Origin of the sequence: Streptomyces sp. NBC_00285 (assembly GCF_036174265.1) — a bacterium.
GTDB lineage: Bacteria > Actinomycetota > Actinomycetes > Streptomycetales > Streptomycetaceae > Streptomyces.
Genome location: NZ_CP108055.1, coordinates 5,283,628 through 5,304,075, shown reverse-complemented (window position 1 = coordinate 5,304,075; position 20,448 = coordinate 5,283,628). Strand labels below are relative to the sequence as shown.

Annotated in this window: 20 protein-coding genes and 1 tRNA gene; 9 read left to right on the top strand and 12 right to left on the bottom strand. The window is 70.1% G+C overall.

Going from position 1 to position 20,448, the window contains the following annotated elements:
- Positions 1-117: 117 nt before the first annotated feature.
- Positions 118-606 carry a MarR family winged helix-turn-helix transcriptional regulator gene (locus OHT57_RS24390; protein WP_328748614.1) on the bottom strand — a complete coding sequence of 163 codons (489 nt, stop codon included), beginning with the start codon at positions 604-606 and terminating at the stop codon, positions 118-120.
- Positions 607-722: 116 nt separating this feature from the next.
- Between OHT57_RS24390 and OHT57_RS24385 the strand changes: the two genes are divergently transcribed.
- The 8 genes from OHT57_RS24385 to OHT57_RS24350 all read left to right on the top strand — a co-directional run bounded on the left by OHT57_RS24385 (position 723) and on the right by OHT57_RS24350 (position 10,940).
- The gene (locus OHT57_RS24385) at positions 723-1,100 is read left to right on the top strand and encodes an HGxxPAAW family protein (RefSeq protein WP_328748613.1); all 378 of its coding nucleotides are present in this window, start codon (positions 723-725) and stop codon (positions 1,098-1,100) included.
- A gap of 131 nt (positions 1,101-1,231) precedes the next feature.
- On the top strand, positions 1,232-2,107 hold the full coding sequence (locus OHT57_RS24380) for a DUF2797 domain-containing protein (RefSeq protein ID WP_328748612.1): 876 nt from the start codon (positions 1,232-1,234) through the stop codon (positions 2,105-2,107).
- Positions 2,108-2,367: 260 nt separating this feature from the next.
- Complete coding sequence (locus tag OHT57_RS24375) at positions 2,368-3,108, top strand: response regulator transcription factor (RefSeq protein ID WP_177324231.1); 741 nt, start codon at positions 2,368-2,370, stop codon at positions 3,106-3,108.
- Complete coding sequence (locus OHT57_RS24370; protein WP_328748611.1) at positions 3,105-4,700, top strand: HAMP domain-containing sensor histidine kinase; 1,596 nt, start codon at positions 3,105-3,107, stop codon at positions 4,698-4,700. Before OHT57_RS24375 ends, OHT57_RS24370 begins: the two co-directional genes overlap by 4 nt.
- A 14-nt stretch (positions 4,701-4,714) precedes the next feature.
- Positions 4,715-6,196, top strand: a complete 1,482-nt coding sequence (locus tag OHT57_RS24365; RefSeq protein ID WP_328748610.1) for a bifunctional glycosyltransferase family 2/GtrA family protein — start codon at positions 4,715-4,717, stop codon at positions 6,194-6,196.
- Positions 6,196-8,376, top strand: a complete 2,181-nt coding sequence (locus OHT57_RS24360; protein ID WP_328748609.1) for a glycosyltransferase family 39 protein — start codon at positions 6,196-6,198, stop codon at positions 8,374-8,376. The genes OHT57_RS24365 and OHT57_RS24360 overlap by 1 nt, the downstream gene beginning before the upstream one ends.
- 107 nt (positions 8,377-8,483) lie before the next feature.
- On the top strand, positions 8,484-9,965 hold the full coding sequence (locus tag OHT57_RS24355) for an MFS transporter (RefSeq protein WP_328748608.1): 1,482 nt from the start codon (positions 8,484-8,486) through the stop codon (positions 9,963-9,965).
- 138 nt (positions 9,966-10,103) lie between these two features.
- Entirely contained in the window at positions 10,104-10,940 is an 837-nt protein-coding gene (locus OHT57_RS24350) for a TetR/AcrR family transcriptional regulator (protein WP_328748607.1), read from the top strand.
- Positions 10,941-11,112: 172 nt separating this feature from the next.
- On the opposite strand, the gene OHT57_RS24345 is transcribed toward OHT57_RS24350, so the two are convergent.
- From OHT57_RS24345 to OHT57_RS24325, 5 genes are all read right to left on the bottom strand, one after another.
- A complete protein-coding gene (locus OHT57_RS24345; protein WP_328748606.1) occupies positions 11,113-11,586 on the bottom strand; it encodes a PPOX class F420-dependent oxidoreductase in 474 nt (157 codons plus the stop codon).
- 4 nt (positions 11,587-11,590) lie between these two features.
- On the bottom strand, positions 11,591-12,190 hold the full coding sequence (locus OHT57_RS24340) for a class I SAM-dependent methyltransferase (RefSeq protein ID WP_328748605.1): 600 nt from the start codon (positions 12,188-12,190) through the stop codon (positions 11,591-11,593).
- 35 nt (positions 12,191-12,225) lie between these two features.
- On the bottom strand, positions 12,226-13,047 hold the full coding sequence (locus OHT57_RS24335) for a YceI family protein (protein ID WP_328748604.1): 822 nt from the start codon (positions 13,045-13,047) through the stop codon (positions 12,226-12,228).
- A gap of 86 nt (positions 13,048-13,133) precedes the next feature.
- Positions 13,134-15,677, bottom strand: coding sequence for an MFS transporter (locus OHT57_RS24330; RefSeq protein ID WP_328748602.1), 2,544 nt, complete (start codon positions 15,675-15,677; stop codon positions 13,134-13,136).
- Between the two features lie 13 nt (positions 15,678-15,690).
- On the bottom strand, positions 15,691-16,197 hold the full coding sequence (locus tag OHT57_RS24325) for a MarR family winged helix-turn-helix transcriptional regulator (RefSeq protein WP_328748601.1): 507 nt from the start codon (positions 16,195-16,197) through the stop codon (positions 15,691-15,693).
- 198 nt (positions 16,198-16,395) lie between these two features.
- Between OHT57_RS24325 and OHT57_RS24320 the strand changes: the two genes are divergently transcribed.
- A complete protein-coding gene (locus OHT57_RS24320; RefSeq protein WP_328748600.1) occupies positions 16,396-16,602 on the top strand; it encodes a hypothetical protein in 207 nt (68 codons plus the stop codon).
- 380 nt (positions 16,603-16,982) lie between these two features.
- Here the strand turns inward: OHT57_RS24320 and OHT57_RS24315 are convergent, their stop codons facing one another.
- The 6 genes from OHT57_RS24315 to tadA form a co-directional block, all read right to left on the bottom strand.
- Positions 16,983-17,885 carry an RNA polymerase sigma factor SigF gene (locus OHT57_RS24315; RefSeq protein WP_328748599.1) on the bottom strand — a complete coding sequence of 301 codons (903 nt, stop codon included), beginning with the start codon at positions 17,883-17,885 and terminating at the stop codon, positions 16,983-16,985.
- Between the two features lie 328 nt (positions 17,886-18,213).
- Positions 18,214-19,044 (bottom strand): RNA polymerase sigma factor SigF, encoded by an 831-nt coding sequence (locus OHT57_RS24310; protein WP_328753311.1) that lies wholly within the window; start codon positions 19,042-19,044, stop codon positions 18,214-18,216.
- Between the two features lie 190 nt (positions 19,045-19,234).
- Positions 19,235-19,528 carry a Dabb family protein gene (locus OHT57_RS24305; protein WP_328748598.1) on the bottom strand — a complete coding sequence of 98 codons (294 nt, stop codon included), beginning with the start codon at positions 19,526-19,528 and terminating at the stop codon, positions 19,235-19,237.
- A 12-nt stretch (positions 19,529-19,540) separates the two neighbouring features.
- A complete protein-coding gene (locus tag OHT57_RS24300) occupies positions 19,541-19,717 on the bottom strand; it encodes a hypothetical protein (protein WP_328748597.1) in 177 nt (58 codons plus the stop codon).
- 109 nt (positions 19,718-19,826) lie between these two features.
- A tRNA-Ser gene (locus tag OHT57_RS24295) sits at positions 19,827-19,911 on the bottom strand.
- A gap of 66 nt (positions 19,912-19,977) precedes the next feature.
- Positions 19,978-20,403: a tRNA adenosine(34) deaminase TadA gene (gene tadA / locus OHT57_RS24290; protein ID WP_328748596.1), complete on the bottom strand. Its 426-nt coding sequence runs from the start codon at positions 20,401-20,403 to the stop codon at positions 19,978-19,980.
- Positions 20,404-20,448 lie beyond the last annotated feature (45 nt).

Sequence of the window (20,448 nt, the reverse complement as noted above, 5' to 3'; positions counted from 1 at the left end):
CTTGATCCCGGTGGATCAGCTGAGATCAACGATGCCGTCGCGAGCTTGCCGGAACGATGGAGCGCTCTCCCGGACTCATGGTGGGGCTGGCCACACCCCCGGGGTGGGGAGGTCCCGCTACTCGCCGTCCGCGTCCTTCGCCCGCAGCTCCTCGATGTACGCGAGCGCGAGATCGTTCGTACGGCTGAACCAGTCGTGGAGTACGGCGATCTCGTCGGCGGAGTACTCCGCGAAAACGGCGCCGAGGCGGTCGTAGTACGGCTGGTAGAGGGCGACGACCCGGGCCACGGCGTCGGGCAGCGCGGCGACCCTGACGCGGCGGCGGTCGGTGAGGTCGGGGACGCGGGTGACGTAGCCGCCGCGTTCGAGGCGGTTGAGGATGCCGGTGACCGCGCCGGTCGTGACGTGGGCGTGTTCGGCGAGTTCGCCCGCGGTGAGGAGGTCGTCGCCGGCCTTCAGTACGAAGGCGAAGGACACCAGGTCGGTGACGTTGAGCCCCAGCCGTTGGGCCATCTCCTGCTGGCCGAGGTGGGCGGTGGCGACGAAGAAGTCCATCGCCTCCAGTGCCTGGGCCGGAGTGGCGGTGGGGCGGGGCTCGGCGTGCATCGGATTCCCGGTTCTGTGGAGGGGGTCTGTCCATGGGCGCATTTCCCTTAGCCCGTAAGAGGTTTCTGTACTAAACTTCTTAGCAAGTGAGAGATCTGGCGGGTGGAGGAGGAACTGTGAGCGCACATCAGTATGACGAGGGGCATACGGTCGCCGGGTGGACCGGCGTCGCCGTCGCGACCGTCGGGACCTCCGTGCTGGGGCTGGGGGTGTGTCTGGTGTCCGGTCCGCTGATCGTCGTCGGCCTCGTGATCACCGCGCTGAGCGCCCTCGTCACCTGGGCCCTGCATCTGACCGGCTGGGGCAAGCCGCCGGGGCGCCGGCCGCGCGAACAGTGGGGGATGCGGGTGCGGGACACGGGTGCGCGGCAGGGACATGGCGAGTGCGTCGGGTGCCGGATGGCAGGGCGGGGCGGCCCGAGGAAGCCGGCTGTGGCGGTCGGGCCGAGGGGTGGGGCAGTGGCGGAACCCGTCTCCGTGGAGTCGGTGGGCTGATCCAGCGCCTGGCTCGGACCGATGCACCGGGTCCGGGTTCGGTGTTCTCGCCCCTGGGGAGCTACCCGGCCGTTCTCCCTCGTCCCTCGCGCGACCCTCGTTGTCAGTGGTGGCGCCTACTCTCGTGAGGGATGGCACAGGCGTGGAAGTGCTCGGGGCTGCGATGGTCGGCCGACGGTCCCGTGCTGCGGTGGGACGGCGGGCGGCGCAGTGCGCTGACCTGGGGGAAGCGGGTGGCCTTCGGGGTCGCGGAGGGGGGTGTGCGGACATGCGTGGGAGCGCGGGGGCATGTGTGTGTGGCGCGGGCCGTGGTGTCGGGGCGGAGCACGGGGGCGCGATGCGAGGAGTGCGCGCGGCTGGACCGGTCGCACTCGGTGGCCGCGGACACCTTCGCGGACGATCCGAGACCGTACCGGGTATATCTGGCCTGGTTCGGGCCTGGCATGACCAAGGTCGGCATCACCGCGCACGAGCGGGGATCCGCGCGGCTGCTGGAGCAGGGCGCCGTGTGCTTCAGCTGGCTGGGCACCGGCCCGCTCATGGCAGCGCGGCGCACCGAGGAGCTGCTGCGGGCCGCGCTCTCGGTACCGGACCGTATCCCGTACGGCGCCAAGCGGGCCGTCCGGTCCGCCCTGCCGGCGTCGGCCGCTGAGCGGGCCGCGGAGATCGCCGGGCTGCACGCGCGGGCGGTGGCACTGGGCGGCTGGCCGGAGTCCCTGGACCGGGCGCCGTACGAACCGGTCGATCACGTCGGGGTCTTCGGCCTCGCGGGCCTCCCCGCTGCTGTGGGCGAGGTGCGCGAACTCGTCGCGGGCGGGGCGGTGGGCGGTCGGCTCGTCGCGGCCGCCGGGCCCGACCTGCACCTGGAGACGGACGGCAAGGGGGTCGTCGCACTGGACACGCGGCTGATGACGGGGTGGGAGCTGGTTCCGGGCGACGGGGCGAGGAACACGGTGCCGGTAAGGGAGTTCAAGGAGGAGGCAGGGGTTCAGGACGGGTTGTTCTGACGGGGGTGCGGTTGCCTTTGAAGCGCGACACCGGGCCCTCGTGCGCGCCTCCTGTCCGTGCCGCGCGGGAGCGCTGATACGGGCGATACTCCCTGCGTAATGCCGGGGTGGGGACCCGCCGGAACTTCGCGAGCGCGCCCCGGAACTCCCGCCGGGCAAGGGGCTGCCCAGGTGTTTCCTGAGAGGCGCCTGTGCGTTTCTCAGGGAAATCACAGACTTCCGAAAGGGTGTTCTCAGGGGGCCCCGACATCGTGTTGGCCATGACCACGACCTCGCCCCAGGGGCGCACCGAACTGCTGAGGCCGGACGGGAGCCCCGTCCGGGTGCTTGTGGTGGACGACGAGCTGTCGATCACCGAACTGCTGTCCATGGCCCTGCGCTATGAGGGATGGCAGATCCGGAGTGCGGGAGACGGCCATGGTGCCGTGCAGACCGCACGGGAGTTCCGGCCCGACGCCGTCGTTCTCGACATGATGCTTCCCGACATGGACGGACTGGCCGTCCTCGGGCGGCTTCGGCGTGATCTGCCGGACGTGCCGGTGCTGTTCCTGACCGCGAAGGACGCGGTCGAGGACCGTATCGCCGGGCTCACCGCCGGCGGCGACGACTACGTCACCAAGCCGTTCAGCCTCGAAGAGGTCGTGGCGCGGCTGCGGGGACTCATCCGCCGTTCCGGTGCGGCCGACCGCCGTTCCGACTCCGTGCTGGTCGTCGGTGACCTCACCCTCGACGAGGACAGCCACGAGGTGTCCCGGGCCGGGGAGAACATCCACCTCACGGCGACGGAGTTCGAGCTGCTGCGCTTCCTCATGCGCAATCCCCGGCGTGTGCTCAGCAAGGCGCAGATCCTCGACCGCGTGTGGTCGTACGACTTCGGCGGCCAGGCCAACGTCGTCGAGCTCTACATCTCCTACCTGCGCCGGAAGATCGACGCGGGCCGGGAGCCGATGATCCACACCCGGCGTGGCGCCGGTTACCTGATCAAGCCCGCCGCCTCATGAGCGGGCGACGACGGCCGCGCAAGCAGAAGCGTGCGGGTAAGCCGCGTACCCTGCGGACGCGGCTCGTCGTCGCGTCCGTGGTGCTGATCGCCGTGGTCTGCTCGGTGATCGGCACGGTGACCACACTGGCGCTCAGGTCGCATCTGTACGAGCAGTTGGGCGACCAGGTCTTCGACGCGGGGAAGCGTCTGTCCGGGCCTCCGTTCGGCAGGCCGGGCACCCCGAGCACAAAGGACCAGGATCAGCTCGACGCCTTCGTCACCTATGGGCCGACGCAGGAGAAGACCGTGGCCGCCGAGGTCGGCGCCAACGGCACCATCACCAAGGCGGTCATCGCCGAACAGGAATCCAGCGACACCGGCCAGCGGATGAAGGCCGCCAAGCTGACCGCGGCCCAACGGGCCGTGTTCGCCGGCGTCTCCACCACCGGCAAGCATGTCGTGACCATTCCCGGCCTCGGTGACTACCTCGTGATGTACATCACGTCCAAGGACGGCGCCGGCTACTACGTGGCCCTGCCCACCGACGCCGTGAGCAACACCATCAATACCCTGATCCTCGTAGAGATCAGCGTCACCGCCGCCGGTCTCGGCGCCGCCGTCATCGCTGGTTACGTGCTCGTCGGGCTCGCCACCCGCCCCCTGCGCAGGGTCGCCAACACCGCGACCCGGGTCTCCGAACTGCCTCTCCACACCGGCGAGGTCAACCTCAGCGAGCGGGTCCCCGAGGCGGAGTGCGATCCGCACACCGAGGTGGGTCAGGTGGGCTCCGCGCTGAACCGGATGCTCAACCACGTCCACGGCGCCCTGCACGCACGTCAGCAGAGCGAGATGCGGGTGCGCCAGTTCGTGGCGGACGCCAGCCATGAGCTGCGGACACCGCTCGCCTCCATCCGCGGGTACGCGGAGCTGACCCGACGCGGCAGAGAAGAGGTCGGCCCCGACACCCGGCACGCCCTGGGCCGTATCGAGTCCGAGGCGGGCCGGATGACGCTGCTCGTGGAGGACCTGCTGCTGCTCGCGCGCCTGGACGCCGGGCGGCCGCTCCAGTTCGAGCAGACCGATCTGATCCCGCTGGTCGTGGACACCATCAGTGACGCCCGCGCGGCCGGCATGGACCACAATTGGCGCCTCGACCTGCCCGACGAACCCGCCCTCGTCTCCGGTGACGCGGCCCGGCTCCAGCAGGTGCTCATCAACCTGCTCGGTAACGCCCGCAAACACACTCCCGAGGGCACGACCGTCACCGCACGGGTGCAGCGGCGCGGCCCCTGGATGTGTGTGGACATCGAGGACAACGGCCAGGGCATCCCGTCCGACCTGCTCCCGCATGTCTTCGAACGGTTCGCGCGCGGCGACTCCTCACGTTCCCGTGCCTCCGGTTCGACCGGCCTCGGCCTCGCCATCGTGCAGGCCGTCGCGACCGCACACGAGGGCGCCGTGACCGTGGACAGCATGCCCGGGCGCACCGTGTTCACCGTGCATCTGCCCGCCGTCGGTCCCGTGACCCCGCACCCGGCGCCCGAAACGAATTGGCAATCGCACTCACAGGCACAGCACAGCGCCGCCATATGGGTGCAACAGGGGGCATGACCAGAGTCGTTGTCATGCGAACCGACTCTTCTCCCGGCACTCTGCCGGCGCGGGAGCACCTCCCGGCCGGCGACGCCGGTACGCCTGTCCTGGACGTAGTGATCCCCGTCTTCAACGAGGAGAAGGACCTCCAGCCGTGTGTGCTGAGACTGCACGAGCACCTCAAGCGCACGTTCCCGTACGCGTTCCGCATCACCATCGCGGACAACGCGTCGACGGACACCACGCCCCTGGTGTCGCGGCGGCTGGAGTCGGAGATCCCGGAGGTCACGTCCTTCCGGCTGGAGCAGAAGGGCCGTGGCAGGGCGCTGCGGACCGTCTGGTCCGCCTCGGACGCTCCGGTCCTCGCCTACATGGACGTGGACCTGTCCACCGACCTCAACGCGCTGCTGCCGCTGGTGGCCCCGCTGATCTCGGGCCACTCCGACCTGGCGATCGGCTCCCGGCTCGCCCGCAGCTCCCGGGTCGTGCGCGGCCCCAAGCGCGAGTTCATCAGCCGCGCCTACAACCTGATCCTGCGCGGCTCGCTCCAGGCCCGCTTCTCCGACGCGCAGTGCGGCTTCAAGGCCATCCGGCGTGACGTGGCCCAGGTCCTGCTGCCGCTCGTCGAGGACACCGGCTGGTTCTTCGACACCGAGATGCTGGTCATCGCCGAGCGCGCGGGACTCCGTATCCACGAGGTGCCCGTCGACTGGGTCGACGACCCGGACTCCACCGTCCACATCGTCAAGACGGCCACCGACGACCTGAAGGGGGTGTGGCGCGTGGGCAAGGCCCTCGCCAGCGGCGCGCTGCCGCTGGACCGGATCGCCCGCCCGTTCGGCGACGACCCGCGCGACCGCGATGTGCAGGACGTGCCGAAGGGGCTGGCCCGCCAGCTCGTCGGGTTCTGTGTCGTCGGCGGTCTGTCGACCCTCTTCTACCTCCTCCTCTACAGCGGCTTCCGGACCTTCAGCGGTTCGCAGATCGCCAACGCGCTCGCCCTGCTGGTCTCCGCGGTCGCCAACACGGCGGCCAACCGGCGCCTGACCTTCGGGGTGCGCGGGCGGGGCGGCGCCGTACGGCACCAGGCGCAGGGCCTGGTCGTCTTCGGTATCGGCCTCGCGCTGACCGCCGGTTCGCTGGCCGCCCTGAACGCGGCCACCAGCGACCCGGCGCACTCCACCGAACTGGCCGTCCTGATCGCCGCCAACCTCGCGGCGACCGTGCTGCGCTTCCTGCTCTTCCGGGCCTGGGTGTTCCCCGACCGCGACGACGACTCCCGGTCCACGGTGGTCGCCGGCCACACACCCGCCTCCCCGGCCTACTCCCCGCAGCCGTCCTTCGGGCCGCTGCCCCAGCGCCCCACGGCGCACCAGTACGCCACGGCGCCGCAATCGCCGTACGACACGACCGAGTTCCGCGCCGGTGAAGCCGCGGAGCAGCGCTCCTGGAAGGACGCCACCGTGCAGTTGCAGCCGGTGCGCCCGACCGACACCGACCCGAGGAACTCCTGATGACCACGCAGACCGACCATCCGACCCAGCAGGGTTCCGGGTGGGGTCCGGCGGTGACCGTGACGGACGTACAGGAACCCGTCGCTCCCCCGGCTCCCGAGTCCGGCGAACCCCAGCAGCCCTTCCTGCGCAGACTGTGGCGCGGCCGTCCCGAGGATCCCCGCTGGGAGCGCCCGGCCTTCCTCGGCCTGCTGCTTGCCACCGCGGCCCTGTACTTCTACAACCTGAGCGCCTCCGGGTACTCCAACTCCTTCTACTCGGCGGCCGTCCAGGCCGGCACCAAGAGCTGGAAGGCGATGTTCTTCGGCTCGCTCGACGCGGGCAACGCCATCACCGTCGACAAGCCCTCGGCGTTCCTGTGGCCGATGGAGATCGCGGCGCGGATCTTCGGCCTGAACACGTGGACGATCCTGGGCCCCGAGGTCCTCATGGGCGTCGGCACGGTCGCCGTCGTCTACGCCTCCGTACGCCGCCGCTTCAGTCCCGGAGCCGGTCTGATCGCGGGCGCGGTGCTCGCGCTCACCCCGGTCGCGGCGCTGATGTTCCGGTTCAACAACCCGGACGCGATGCTGGCGCTGCTGATGGCGCTGGCCTGCTACTTCGTCGTCCGTGCCATCGAGGACGGCAAGACGAAGTGGCTGGTGTGGGCGGGTGTGGCGATCGGTTTCGCGTTCCTCGCGAAGACGCTGCAGGCCTTCCTGATCCTGCCGTCGCTGGCGATCGTGTACGCGGTCGTCGCGCCGGTCTCCCTGCGGAAGCGCTTCGGCCAGCTGGCCGCGGCCACCCTCGCCCTGGTCGTCTCCGGCGGCTGGTGGGTCGCGATCGTCGAACTGTGGCCCGCCTCCTCCCGCCCCTACATCGGCGGTTCGCAGAACAACTCCTTCCTTGAACTGACCTTCGGCTACAACGGACTCGGCCGTCTCAGCGGCGACGAGACCGGCAGCGTGGGCGGTGGCGGAGGCGGAGGCGGTACCGGCATGTGGGGCGAGACCGGCTGGAACCGGATGTTCAACTCCGAGATCGGCTCCCAGATCTCCTGGCTGCTGCCGGCCGCGCTGATCCTGCTCGTCGCGGGCCTGGTGGCGACGCGCAAGCTCAAGCGGACGTCGGTGACCCGTGGTTCGTTCCTGGTGTGGGGCAGCTCGCTGCTGATGACCGTGGTGGTCTTCAGCTTCATGGCGGGCATCTTCCACCAGTACTACACGATCGCCCTGGCCCCCTACATCGCGGCCGTGGTCGGCATGGGCGCGGGGATCCTCTGGGAGAAGCGCGCCGAGACATGGGCCTCGCTCACCCTTGCGGCCGCGGTCGTGGCGGGTGCCGCGTGGGGTTACGTCCTCCTCAACCGCACCCCGGACTACCTGCCCTGGCTGAAGTGGCTGGTTCTCGTCGGCGGCCTGGTCGCCGCGCTCGGTCTGGTCTTCGTGGCCAGGCTCGGCCGGCAGCTGGCGCTCGGCGCGGCGGCGCTGGGCATCGTGGCCTCGCTCGCCGGTCCTGCGGCGTACACGCTGAGCACGGTGAACTCCGCGCACACCGGGTCCATCCCGACGGCGGGCCCGGCGGGCGCGAGTTCGATGGGCTTCGGCGGCGGCCGGGGCGGCGGTCCCGGTGGTGGCGGCATGGGCGGCGGCTTCGGCGGCGGCCAGAACCAGCAGGGCAACGGCACCACCCAGGGCCGGGGCCAGCAGGGCAACGGCACTCCCGGCGGTACCGGTGGGATGCCTGGCCAGAACGGCAACGGGAACACCCAGGGCCGGAACCAGCAGGGCGGCATGCCCGGCGGCGGCATGGGTGGTGGCGGTGTCGGTGGCCTGCTCAACGGCGCCACCGTCTCCTCCGAGGCCAAGAAGCTGCTGGAGGCCGACGCCGGCGACTACACCTGGGCGGCGGCCGCGATCGGCGCCCAGAACGCCGCGAGCTACCAGCTGGCCACCGACGGGTCAGTGATGGCGATCGGCGGCTTCAACGGCACCGACCCGTCCCCGACGCTGGCCCAGTTCAAGAAGTACGTGGAGGACGGCAAGATCCACTACTTCATCTCCAGCGGCACCGGCGGCGGCATGGGCGGCAGCAGCAGCGGTACGTCCTCGCAGATCTCCTCGTGGGTCGAGGCCACGTTCAAGAAGGTGACGGTCGGTACGGCCACCTTCTACGACCTCACCCAGAAGGCGAGCAGCTGACGGTTCTCCGAAGGCGAAGGGCGGTGACTCCGGTCGCCGCCCTTCGGCGTTCCTCCAACCGGAAACCGCGTTGTACAGCGTATAGGAACTGTTCTACGGTGTACGGCATGTCCGCTCCCGCCTCCCTCACCGTCTCCCGGGGCCACCCCCAGCGCTGGCTGATCCTCGGCGTCATCTGCCTCGCGCAGCTCACCGTGCTGCTCGACAACACCGTCCTGAACGTCGCGATCCCCTCCCTCACGCGCGAACTGGGCGCGGCCACCTCCGACATCCAGTGGATGATCAACGCCTACTCGCTCGTGCAGTCCGGACTGCTGCTCACGGCGGGCAGCGCCGCCGACCGCTACGGCCGCAAGAAGCTGCTGATGGCGGGCCTGGCCCTGTTCGGCATCGGCTCCCTGGTGGCGGGCCTCGCCACGACCAGCGGGCAACTCATCGCGGCCCGCGCCGGCATGGGCGTCGGCGGCGCACTCCTGATCACCACCACGCTCGCCGTGGTCGTGCAGATCTTCGACGACAGCGAGCGCGTCAAGGCGATCGGCCTGTGGTCGACGGTCAACTCGCTCGGTTTCGCCGTGGGTCCGCTGCTCGGCGGGGTGATGCTCGACCACTTCTGGTGGGGCGCGATCTTCCTCGTCAACATCCCGGTCGCGGTCATCGGACTCGTGGCGGTCCTGGCCCTGGTGCCCGAGTCGAAGAACCCGCAGGGCGACCGCCCCGACCTGCTCGGCGCGCTGCTCTCCACGATCGGCATGACAAGCGTCGTCTACGCGATCATCTCCGGCCCCGACCACGGCTGGACCTCCTCCACCACCCTCACCTCCGCCGCGATCGGGATCGTGGTGCTGGCCGGGTTCGCCGTGTGGGAACTGCGCGTCCCCCACCCGATGCTGGACATGCACTTCTTCCGCAACCAACGGTTCACCGGAGCGGTCGCGGGCGCGATCCTCGTCGCGTTCGGCATGGCGGGCTCGCTGTTCCTGCTCACGCAGCACCTCCAGTTCGTCCTCGGATACGACCCGTTGGAGGCCGGCCTGCGGACGGCGCCGTTCGCCCTCACGATCGTCGCGCTCAACCTCACCGGGGTCAGCGCGAAGCTGCTGCCGAGGGCCGGTACGCCGCTCACCATCGCGCTCGGCATGACCTGCCTGGCGACGGGCCTCGCGGCGATCGCGGTGCTCGGCCGGCACGGGTACGGCGGCATGCTGGCCGGCCTGGTCGTCATGGGCGCGGGGGTCGCCTTCGCGATGCCCGCCATGGCCAACGCCGTCATGAGCGCGATCCCCCCGGAGAAGGCGGGGGTGGGCGCGGGCATCAACGGCACGCTCGCGGAGTTCGGGCAGGGGCTGGGTGTCGCGGTCCTGGGCGCGGTGCTGAACTCCCGGTTCGCGGCGCTGGTTCCGGTGGCGGCGGCGTCCCTGCCGGCCGCGCTGGCGGAGGCGGGGTCGAAGGAGGAACGGGCGCGGATCACCGATGCGTTCGCCTCCGGCCTGGAGACGAGTCAGTTGGTGGGAGCGGTGGCCGTGCTGCTGGGCGGGTTGCTGGCGGCGGTGCTGCTGCGGCGGGCCGAGCGGGTGCCGAGCCCCTGAGGCCCTTCTGACGGCGGGACTTCGGCCCAGTGGCGGCTGCGGATGTGTCGTGACCGCATATCGGTACGGCCCGGCGCCCTCACAGGTCGGTCCAGGCCTAGCATCCTTGCAAGTGAACGACGTCTCGGAAGGTGCGCCATGGTGAAGGCAGGCCAAGGAGCGGCCGCGCGAACCAGCGTCTGGCTGGAAGGCAAGGTGCGCCGGGGCGGTCGCGCCGGCGGGCAGCCCTCCGGCCTGGACCGGGACCGCATCACCGAGGTGACGGTCCGTCTCCTGGACGCCGAGGGGCTGGCGAAGTTCTCCATGCGGCGGCTGGCCGCCGAGCTGAACGTGACCGCGATGTCCGTCTACTGGTACGTCGACACCAAGGACGACCTGCTCGAACTCGCCCTGGACGCGGCCTTCGGCGAGCTGGAGCTGCCGGACCCGGAGGCCGACGAGGACTGGCGGGACCAACTGCGCACGGTGGCCAGGGAGTACCGGGGTCTGCTGGTCCGCCACCCCTGGGTGTCACCGCTGGCAGGCACGTTCCTCAACATCGGCCCGCACTCCCTGGCCCTGTCCCGGATCGTGCACCGGGTCGTCCGCAGGACCGGCCTGCCCGCCCACGGCATCACTGGCGCGATCTCCGCCGTCTTCCAGTTCGTCTACGGCTTCGGCACCATCGAGGGCCACTTCATCGCCCGCTCCGCCCAGGCCGGCATGACCCAGGAGGCCTTCTTCCGCCACGCCATGACCACCGCCACCCGGTCTCCCGGCGCCGCGGAGATCCTCAAGGAGAACGAGGAGATCATGACGGCGAGGGGAGGCGACACGGTGGAGGAGATGCGGGACAGGGACTTCACGTTCGCCCTGGACCTCCTGGTGGCAGGCATCGAGACGATGGTGACAGCGGCTCCGCAGGAGCGCGGGACGGCATCCGGCAGCAACTCCGCCCCGACCCACGACCACCCGCCGCCCGACCAGCCGCAGTAAACCGGCACCAGCAAGGACGGCGGCCTACAGGGCTCCCGTACTTGCCGGACGTCCAGCACAGCGCACTCGCACTCACCGGCGGCCAACACAGTGCTCCCGCACCCGCACCCGCCGGACGACCCGGAAGCTCCGGAGGTCACAGAAGCCCCGGAAGTCCCGAGGCCCCGCCCCCTCAGGCGTCCGGCGAAGCCAGCCGTGCGGGGAATCCACCCGTCGCCACGGGACCCCACCGCACCGGAGTGACCCGGATGATCGACTTCCCCTGCTTCACCATCGCCGCCCGGTACTCGTCCCAGTCCGGGTGCTCCCCGGCGATGTTCCGGTAGTACTCCACCAGCGGTTCGACGGATTCCGGTGAGTCGACGACCTCCGCGGTGCCGTCGATCTGGACCCACGGTCCGTTCCACTCGTCGCTCAGCACGATCACGCTGACCTGGGAATCACGCTTCGCGTTCCGCGTCTTGGCCCGCTCGGGGTACGTCGACATGACGATCCGCCCCGAGTCGTCCACCCCGGACGTCAACGGCGAGGCCTGCGGCGACCCGTCCCCCCGCCGCGTCAGCAGGATCGCCCGGTGCCGGGTCCGCACGAAGTCCAGCAGTTCGCCCAGGGAAACGGACTTGTTGGTCGCGATGTTCGATGCCATGGGATCAGCGTAGTTGGAGCGCCACGGCGTTCCAGTGAACCGCGTCACGGCCGAGCCGGTCCGCTCCCTCGTCCACGATCCGCAGCAGTCGAAGCCCCGCCTCCGCCCCCTGCCCGGCGACTTCTCCCGGCGGTATGTCGAACATGAGCCGGTCCGCGGGCGGCTCACCGCGCCGCAGGGTGATCAGCAGGACCCCGCCGGGCGCGAGGAGCCCCGCCAGGCGGCGCATGGCGACGGGCCGCTCCGGTGGCCGCAGATGCATCCACACCGCGGACAGCAGCACGACGTCGTACGGCCCCCGGACGCCGTCCAGTTCAGGCAGAGAACCCGCCCGCCAGCTCACCCCGCATCCGGGATGCAGCCGCTCGGCCACACCCCGCAGCTCCGCCACCGGCTCGGCCGCGTCGACCGTGAACCCCCGCGCGGCCAGCGCCGCCGCGTCCCGCCCCGTGCCCGCGCCGACGTCCAGCACCCGCGCGGGCGCGTCCGGCAGCAGATCAAGCAGCGCCTCGTGCACGGTCTCGAAGGAGACGCTCTCGTACACCCTCCCCAGCCGCTCCGCCGACTCGGCGTAGTAGCCCTGCACCCCCGTGGTCCGCTCCATACCCCGAACCGTACGACCCGCCACTGACAACGCCCTCACACCTGCGGCAGCGACTCCCCCTGTACCGCCTGCACATCGAGTTCGACCTTCAGTGTCGTCCCGATGGCGGCGATCCCCGCCTGCACGACCTGGTTGTAGTTCATGGCGAAGTCCTCGCGCTGCAGCTGGGTCGTGGCCCGGAAGGCGGCCCGGGTCCCACCCCAGGGGTCGGCCCCCGTCCCCAGATATGCGAGGTCGAGGTCGACGGGCCGTACGACACCGCGCATCGCCAGCTCACCGCGCACGGTCCACCGGTCCGTACCGGCCACGGTCAGTCCCGTCGAGCGGTACGTGATCTCCGGGTACCGCTGGACGTCCAGGAAGTCGGCCGACCTCAGGTGCTCGTCCCGCGTCGCGTTCCCCGTGTCGATGGAGGCGGCCCGGATCACCGCCTCCACCCGGGACTTGGTCACGTCGTCCGGGGCGACCTCGATCGCCGCGGTGAAGTCGGTGAAGCGGCCGTGCACGCTGGAGATGCCCAGGTGCTGGGCGACCGCGTTCACGCCGGAGTGGGCCGGGTCCACGGTCCACGGGCCGGGCGGCGGGAGTTCCGTGCCGCCGATGCGGGCCAGGGTGACCGTGCCGACCTCGGCGCGGCCGCTCGCGGTGACGATCGCGCTGGACGCGGCGGGCGCGTACCCGACGGCCGTGACGATGACGGTGTACGGCCCGGGCTCCAGCGGCGTGCCGTCCCGTACCGCGCCTTCGGCGTCGGCCTCCGCGCGCAGCACCTGCGTGCCCCTCATGTCGGTCACCGTGACGACCGCGTGCGAAACGGCCCACCCGTCCCGCGTTCGGATCCTCGCGGTCACTCCCATGTCACGTACCTCCTCGAAGAAGACCAGCAAAGAAGACCGGCCCGGTGCAGGGAGCGTGCTCTCTGCACCGGGCCGGGGTGGGTCGACTACTCGCCGGGGTGGGCGAGTTCGATGTCGTGTCCGTCGACCGCGGGGCCGTTCACCGTCAGGGCTGTCGCCTGCGGCGGGTAGCCCGTCGCGATGACCGTGTACTCGCCGCCGTCCAGGTCGGTGAAGGCGTACGCCCCGTCCGTCCCGGTGGTGGCGGTGCCGATCACGTTGCCGGCGGCGTCCACGAGGGTGACCCGCGCGTCGGCCAGCGGACCGTGCGGCGCCCGTACGACACCCTGGAGGCGGGCGCCCGTGTCGAGGTCGACCTCGAGGCGGGTGACGCCGGTGCCGCCGACCTCGACGGGCAGGGCGCGCGGCCGGAACCCGGCGGCGTTCACCGCGACGGTCACGGCACCCGGCACCAGCTCGCCGAAGGCGAACTCGCCCTGGTCACCGGTCATCCCGGTGACCAGCAGATCGCCCCGCACATCGGTGACGATCACCATCGCGTCCTTGACCGGCTCCCCGCTGTGCGCGGCCCGCACGAGCCCGTTCAGCCCGCTGGTGCCACTGAGGAGGATGTCGTAGGCCACCGGCTCGCCGTTCACGAGGACCGTGGAGGCCTGCGGCTGGAACCCGTCGGCGGAGGCGATCAGGACGTACGATCCGACGCTCGGCGCCTCGACCGTGTAGGAACCGTCGGCCTGTGTCACCGACAGGCCCAGCTGCCGTCCTGCGAGCGAGATCAGCGTGACCGCGGCCTGGGGGACCGGGGCGCTCTCGTTGCCGCGGACGAAGCCGCGGACCGGGATGCCGCCGGGGCCGTCGAGTGCCGCCTCGGGGCGGGCCAGGGTGGCGACGGCGGAGAGCTTCTGGGTGCCGTCGACGGCGACCTCCGTGTCGGACGGGGAGGACGGGGAGGACGGCACCGCCCAGCTGGGAGCCTGCTCCGCGGCGGGGGCCGTGGCGGCGGCCAGGGTCTCGGCGGGAGCCGGGGCGTCGTCCGCGGCGGCCTGTGCCAGCGCGCCCTTGGTCCGCAGCGGGACCTCCTTGATGAACAGGGTGATCAGGAACGCGACGGCCGCCAGAGCGCCGGCGATCATGAACACGTCGGCGATGCCGTGGCCGTAGGCGCTCTCCATGAGGGTGCGCACCGGGACCGGCAGCTTGTTCATGTCCGGGATGGTGTCGGTGGACGAGCCGGAACCGGACAGGGCGGCCTGGTACTTGGGGTCGAGGGCGGCGACGCCGTCCGTGACGTAGTGCGTGATCCGGTGGGCCATGACCGCGCCGAGCGCGGAGACGCCGACCGCGCCGCCGAGGGAGCGGAAGAAGGTCACCGTGGAGCTGGCGGCGCCGAGGTCGCTCGGTTCGACCTGGTTCTGCGTGCACAGCACCAGGTTCTGCATCATCATGCCGATGCCGAGACCCAGCAGGGCCATGAAGATCGACATCTTCCAGTAGTCCGTGTCGTACCGGATGGTGCCGAGCAGGCCGAGACCGGCCGTCACCAGCACGCCACCGCTGACCAGCCACGCCTTCCAGCGCCCGGTGCGGGTGATGAACTGCCCGGAGACGGTGGAGGAGACGAAGAGCCCGCCGATCATCGGGATGGTCATCACACCCGACATCGTCGGGGACTTGTCGCGGGCCAGCTGGAAGTACTGGCTGAAGAAGACCGTGCCGGTGAACATCGCGACACCGACGAACAGCGAGGCCAGCGACGCGAGCGTGATGGTGGGGTTCTTGAACAGGCGCAGCGGGATGATCGGTTCGCTCGCCCTGGACTCGATCAGCACGAAGAGCAGACCGAGGACGATCGAACCCCCGACCATCGCGTACGTCTGCCAGGACACCCAGTCGTACTTGTCACCGGCGAAGGTGACCCAGACCAGCAGCAGGGAGACGGCGGCGGCGACGAAGGTGGCGCCGGCCCAGTCGACCTTGACGTCCCGCTTCACGACGGGCAGGTGCAGGGTCTTCTGCAGCACGATGAGCGCGATCACGGCGAACGGGACGCCGACGTAGAAGCACCAGCGCCAGCCCAGCCACGAGGTGTCCGTGATGACACCGCCGAGCAGCGGGCCGCCGACGGTGGCGACGGCGAAGGTCGCGCCGAGGTAGCCGGAGTAACGGCCGCGCTCACGCGGGGAGATCATCGCCGCCATCACGATCTGCGCGAGGGCGGACAGACCGCCGACGCCGATGCCCTGGACGACACGGCAGGCGATGAGCATGCCGGAGTTCTGCGACAGACCCGCTGCCGCCGACCCCAGCACATAGATGACCAGGGCTATCTGGACGAGCGCCTTCTTGCTGTACAGGTCGGCGAGCTTGCCCCACAGGGGGGTGGTCGCGGTCATGGACAGCAGGGCGGCGGTGACGACCCAGGTGTAGGCGGACTGGCCGCCGCCGAGGTCGCTGATGATGTGGGGCAGGGCGTTGGTGACGATCGTGGACGACAGGATCGCCACGAACATGCCGAGCAGCAGGCCGGAGATGGCCTCCATGATCTGGCGGTGCGTCATCGGGGCGTACTCGGTGGAGCCTCCCCCGTGCTTGGCGTGAGCCCGCACACCGGCTGGTGTGGTCGTTGCCATGAGCTTCCTTCTCTTACGTGGTGATTGCGGGTGTACGGGTGATCGGTTCGAGTACGGGGGGTGCGGGAGGCCGGAGTTCGGGGCCGTGGGCGCGGATCTCGTCGAAGCTCGCCCGCAGCCGGGCCATCAGCGCGGTCAGTTGGATCACCTCTTCGTCGCTCCAGTCGCTCAGCCGCTCGGCGAGCATGAGGCAGGTCCGCCGGGACAGCTGGTCGAGGAGCGCCTGCCCGGCCGGCGTCAGACGCAGAATGCGCGAGCGCCCGTCCACGGGGTCGGGGGAGCGCTCGATCCAGCCGCGTGAGGCGACGTGCGCGACGTGGCGGCTGGTCACCGACATGTCCACGGCGAGCAGCTCGGAGAGCCTGCTCATGCGCATGTCCCCGTAGCGCCCGAGCAGGGTCAGCACGGCGGCGGAACCGCTGGGGCACTCGGGCGGCATCATCCGTCCGATCTCCCGCTTCACGGCACCGAAGGCGCTGAACTGGCGGATCAGCTCCTCGTATCGCGTCTGCTCGGCCATCACACCACCTCCCCTATTCGTTGCTTAGGGCAACCATAGAGCTGCTTGGTTGCTACAGGCAAATAAAACGAGGTGGGTGCGGCATAAAAAATTGGCAAAGGCAAGTATTGCGAACGTAAATCCGCATGTGGGACCTGCTGTCACCCCTGTCGGCCCCGCACTTGGGCCCCACGGGCTGATTCGCTAGGGTCTCTGGGCATGGCTGACAACCAAGGCCCCCAGGGCAACCACGACCCCGCCGGCAGCACTCAGATGTTCCGCGCGTTCGTCGACGAGGGCCCCCAGGGCTCCCGTCAGCAGGCCGCACCGGCCACCTCCTCCGGCGGCCCGCGCGTCGGCCTCATCATCGGCGTGGTGGTCGCGGTCGCGATCGTCGCGGTGGTGGCCTGGCTGGCGCTGAAGTAGCGGCGACCCGCGGCACGGCCGCGCATTCGAAGGATGGGCCGGGGCCGCACGCGACCACCGGCCCATCACGACACCCAAGAAGCCCACGGCGCCTTACCCGCCGACGCGGGCCATCACCCGAAGACCCCTGACGGTGACCGACCCAGGGGCGCGGGGAACTGCGCAACAGCACCCGCACCCAGCGCACATCGGAACACCCCTGACGGTGACCCACCCAGGGGCGCGGGGAACTGCGCAACAGCACCCGCACCCGGCGCACGTCGGAACACGCCTGACGGTGACCCACTCAGGGGCGCGGGGAACTGCGCGACCAGCCACAACTCACCCGCACCCGCAGGACGACCGCACCCGGCGCCCCCTCAGGCGCGTTCAAGGACCGGTCAGTCCGAGATGAGCCCCTCCCGCAACTGCGCCAGCGTCCGCGTCAGCAGCCGCGAGACGTGCATCTGGGAGATGCCGACCTCCTCGCCGATCTGCGACTGGGTCATGTTGGCGAAGAAGCGCAGCATGATGATCTGCCGCTCACGGGGCGGGAGTTTGGCCAGCAGCGGCTTGAGGGACTCGCGGTACTCGACCCCCTCCAGCGCGGTGTCCTCGTAGCCGAGGCGATCCGCGAGGGACCCCTCGCCGCCGTCGTCCTCCATTGCCGGGGAGTCCAGCGAGGAGGCCGTGTAGGCGTTGCCGACCGCGAGGCCGTCGACGACGTCCTCCTCGGACACGCCCAGCACGATGGCGAGTTCGGCGACCGTCGGAGAACGGTCCAGCTTCTGGGAGAGCTCGTCGCTGGCCTTGGTGAGGGCCAGGCGCAGCTCCTGGAGACGGCGCGGGACGCGCACCGACCACGAGGTGTCGCGGAAGAACCGCTTGATCTCGCCGACCACCGTCGGCATCGCGAACGTCGGGAACTCCACGCCCCGTTCGCAGTCGAAGCGGTCGATCGCCTTGATCAGGCCGATGGTGCCGACCTGGACGATGTCCTCCATCGGCTCGTTGCGCGAGCGGAAGCGTGCCGCCGCGTAGCGCACCAGCGGGAGGTTGAGCTCGATGAGGGTGTCCCGGACGTACGCACGCTCGGGGCTGTTCTCGTCGAGTGCGGCGAGCCGCAGGAAGAGGGAGCGGGACAGGGTGCGTGTGTCGATGGCCCCGGACGAGACCGGGGGCGTCGGGGGGGTCGGAAGCGCCGGGGCCGGCGCGGCCTCGACAGCCGGGACATCGATGAGCGCGGGCGCAGCCTCGCTCTTTGTGAGCGTGAGCACCTTCGAGCTGCCCTGGTCTGCGGACATGCCACCCCCTTTGGGTCGCGGGACGGTCGCGGCGAACGTTCCGCGGATGGAACGTTTGCCTTCACCTGAATACCGGAGCCGAAGCCACGGCAAACGCGCTTCCCGGAGAATGTCACATGTCGGCAACACGCTGTAGTGACATGTCGACATGTGAGACTCGAATCCGCCCTGGATAAAGGGGGTCTGACGGTCTTTCGGCAGAGAAGTGTCGGGAACAGCCCTGGTGAGCGATTAGCTCGTGCCGGTTACATGTCGATACTGCTTGCGAACTGCGGTGTTCCGGACCGTGCGACCGTGCGCCCCCTATGCATCGGCTATCCGACGCCGCCTAGGCCTCGATCCGATTGGCGGACCGCAGTCGCTGGAAGCTACGCGCGAGTAGCCTCGAAACGTGCATCTGGGAGACGCCGAGTTCCGCGCTGATTTGTGACTGGGTGAGGTTGCTGTAGTAGCGCAGGAGAAGGATTCTCTGTTCGCGCTCGGGCAGTTGCACCAGGAGATGCCGGACCAGATCGCGGTGTTCCACGCCGTCCAGGGCGGGGTCCTCGAAGCCGAGCCGGTCGAGCAGTCCGGGCAGCCCGTCGCCTTCCTGGGCCGCCTCCAGCGAGGTGGCGTGGTACGACCGCCCGGCCTCGATGCAGGACAGCACCTCGTCCTCGCCGATGCGCAGCCGCTCGGCGATCTCGGCGGTCGTCGGGGTGCGCCCGAAGGCGGTCGTCAGGTCCTCGGTGGCGCCGTTGACCTGCACCCACAACTCGTGCAGCCGGCGCGGGACGTGGACCGTGCGGACGTTGTCGCGGAAGTACCGCTTGATCTCACCGATGACCGTCGGCATCGCGAAGGTCGGGAACTGCACGCCCCGGTCCGCGTCGAAGCGGTCGATCGCGTTGATGAGTCCGATGGTGCCGACCTGGATCACGTCCTCCATCGGCTCGTTGCGGGAGCGGAAGCGGGCTGCCGCGTAGCGCACGAGCGGGAGGTTGGCCTCGATGAGCGCCGTCCGCACCCGGTTGTGCTCCGGCGTGCCCGGCTGGAGCCCCTTCAACTGGCCGAAGAGCACCTGGGTGAGCGCCCGGGTGTCGGCGCCGCGGCTGCGTGGGGCGGCCTCCTGGGGGGCCTCTTGGGGAGGCGCGGTACTGGCCGTCACGGTCAACGCCACCTCTTCGTTGGTCAACTCATCCGTCAAAAGCGGTCATAGCATCACAAGACATGTGCACTGTGTGCAAGCACCGCATAACGTTGGGTTACGCCGTGTTGAGGGGCGAAGAGTGAGAAAGAGGGATGAAAGACACGGAAAGCCCCCCGCCGGTTCCCGGCAGGAGGCTTCAAAGCGCCCCGGATTCAGGGGTTCAGTACGCGTAGTCCGCGATCACCCACGTGGCGAACTCCTTCCACAGCGCCACACCCGCCTGGTGCTCCGGGTGTTCGACGTACGTCCGCAGCGCGTCCGCGTCGTCGAAGCCGGAGTTGATGGCGAAGTCGTAGGCGATGGGGCGGTCACTGAGGTTCCAGCCCAGCTCCCAGAAGCGGATCTCGGGGATCTTGCCGTCCAGCGCGCGGAAGGCCGCGACACCCTCCACCACCCGCGGGTCGTCGCGCTCGACACCCTCGTCGAGCTTGAAGAGGACGAGGTGACGGATCATGTGCGCTCCCAGCTAGTGCGCGCCGTCGGCCAGCCAGGTGAAGAAGTCGCCGACGGCCTTGGCGGCGTCCGATATGCCCTCGAACCCTATCTGCACGTAGTCGGCTGCCTTGGCAGGGTCCGTGATCACCACATAGAGCACGAAGACCACGAGCACATAGACGGCGAGCTTCTTTCCGTTCACCGCCACTGCGGCCTCCCCCGCTTCAGGTTTTCTTCTGTTCCTTCTGGGGCGCGAGTGTAACCGGGGTGATCAGTACGCAAGAAGGGCCCCGTCTCTCGACGAGGCCCTTCTGAAGCGGTAGCGGAGGGATTTGAACCCTCGGTGACTTGCGCCACACTCGCTTTCGAGGCGAGCTCCTTCGGCCGCTCGGACACGCTACCGAGGGAGACCTTACAGCAAGGTGCGGCCTGCCTTGAAATCGATATTCGGGGCTCGGAACGATCCCCTCAGCGCCCGCGGAAGAACTCCGTGAGCAGCCGCGCGCACTCGTCCGCGAGGACGCCCTCGATCACCTCGGGCCGGTGGTTGAGCCGCCGGTCGCGGACGACGTCCCAGAGGGAGCCGGCCGCGCCCGCCTTCTCGTCCCGGGCGCCGTAGACCACCCGGTCGACCCGGGACTGCACGATCGCACCCGCGCACATCGTGCAGGGCTCCAGCGTCACGACGAGCGTGCAGCCGGTCAGCCGCCACTCGCCGAGCCGCACCGCCGCCCTCCTGATCGCGAGAACCTCCGCGTGCGCGGTCGGATCACCGGTGGCCTCGCGTTCGTTGTGGGCGGCCGCGAGCACGGTCGTACCGTCCGGGGCCAGTACGACGGCACCGACCGGTACGTCCGTGCCCGCCCGGTCGGCCTCGGCCAGGGCGAGCCGCATCGCGGCCCGCCAGCGGTCGCGTACCGGGTCCGGTGTGCCCTTTTC

Excerpts from the sequence above, each read along its gene's own strand:
- OHT57_RS24390 (WP_328748614.1), bottom strand. The coding sequence starts at position 606 with ATGCACGCCGAGCCCCGCCCCACCGCCACTCCGGCCCAGGCACTGGAG.
- OHT57_RS24380 (WP_328748612.1), top strand. The coding sequence starts at position 1,232 with ATGGCACAGGCGTGGAAGTGCTCGGGGCTGCGATGGTCGGCCGACGGT.
- OHT57_RS24375 (WP_177324231.1), top strand. The coding sequence starts at position 2,368 with ATGACCACGACCTCGCCCCAGGGGCGCACCGAACTGCTGAGGCCGGAC.
- OHT57_RS24370 (WP_328748611.1), top strand. The coding sequence starts at position 3,105 with ATGAGCGGGCGACGACGGCCGCGCAAGCAGAAGCGTGCGGGTAAGCCG.
- OHT57_RS24365 (WP_328748610.1), top strand. The coding sequence starts at position 4,715 with ATGCGAACCGACTCTTCTCCCGGCACTCTGCCGGCGCGGGAGCACCTC.
- OHT57_RS24360 (WP_328748609.1), top strand. The coding sequence starts at position 6,196 with ATGACCACGCAGACCGACCATCCGACCCAGCAGGGTTCCGGGTGGGGT.
- OHT57_RS24355 (WP_328748608.1), top strand. The coding sequence starts at position 8,484 with ATGTCCGCTCCCGCCTCCCTCACCGTCTCCCGGGGCCACCCCCAGCGC.
- OHT57_RS24350 (WP_328748607.1), top strand. The coding sequence starts at position 10,104 with ATGGTGAAGGCAGGCCAAGGAGCGGCCGCGCGAACCAGCGTCTGGCTG.
- OHT57_RS24345 (WP_328748606.1), bottom strand. The coding sequence starts at position 11,586 with ATGGCATCGAACATCGCGACCAACAAGTCCGTTTCCCTGGGCGAACTG.
- OHT57_RS24340 (WP_328748605.1), bottom strand. The coding sequence starts at position 12,190 with ATGGAGCGGACCACGGGGGTGCAGGGCTACTACGCCGAGTCGGCGGAG.
- OHT57_RS24335 (WP_328748604.1), bottom strand. The coding sequence starts at position 13,047 with ATGGGAGTGACCGCGAGGATCCGAACGCGGGACGGGTGGGCCGTTTCG.
- OHT57_RS24330 (WP_328748602.1), bottom strand. The coding sequence starts at position 15,677 with ATGGCAACGACCACACCAGCCGGTGTGCGGGCTCACGCCAAGCACGGG.
- OHT57_RS24325 (WP_328748601.1), bottom strand. The coding sequence starts at position 16,197 with ATGGCCGAGCAGACGCGATACGAGGAGCTGATCCGCCAGTTCAGCGCC.
- OHT57_RS24320 (WP_328748600.1), top strand. The coding sequence starts at position 16,396 with ATGGCTGACAACCAAGGCCCCCAGGGCAACCACGACCCCGCCGGCAGC.
- OHT57_RS24315 (WP_328748599.1), bottom strand. The coding sequence starts at position 17,885 with ATGTCCGCAGACCAGGGCAGCTCGAAGGTGCTCACGCTCACAAAGAGC.
- OHT57_RS24305 (WP_328748598.1), bottom strand. The coding sequence starts at position 19,528 with ATGATCCGTCACCTCGTCCTCTTCAAGCTCGACGAGGGTGTCGAGCGC.
- tadA (WP_328748596.1), bottom strand. The coding sequence starts at position 20,403 with ATGCGGCTCGCCCTGGCCGAGGCCGACCGGGCGGGCACGGACGTACCG.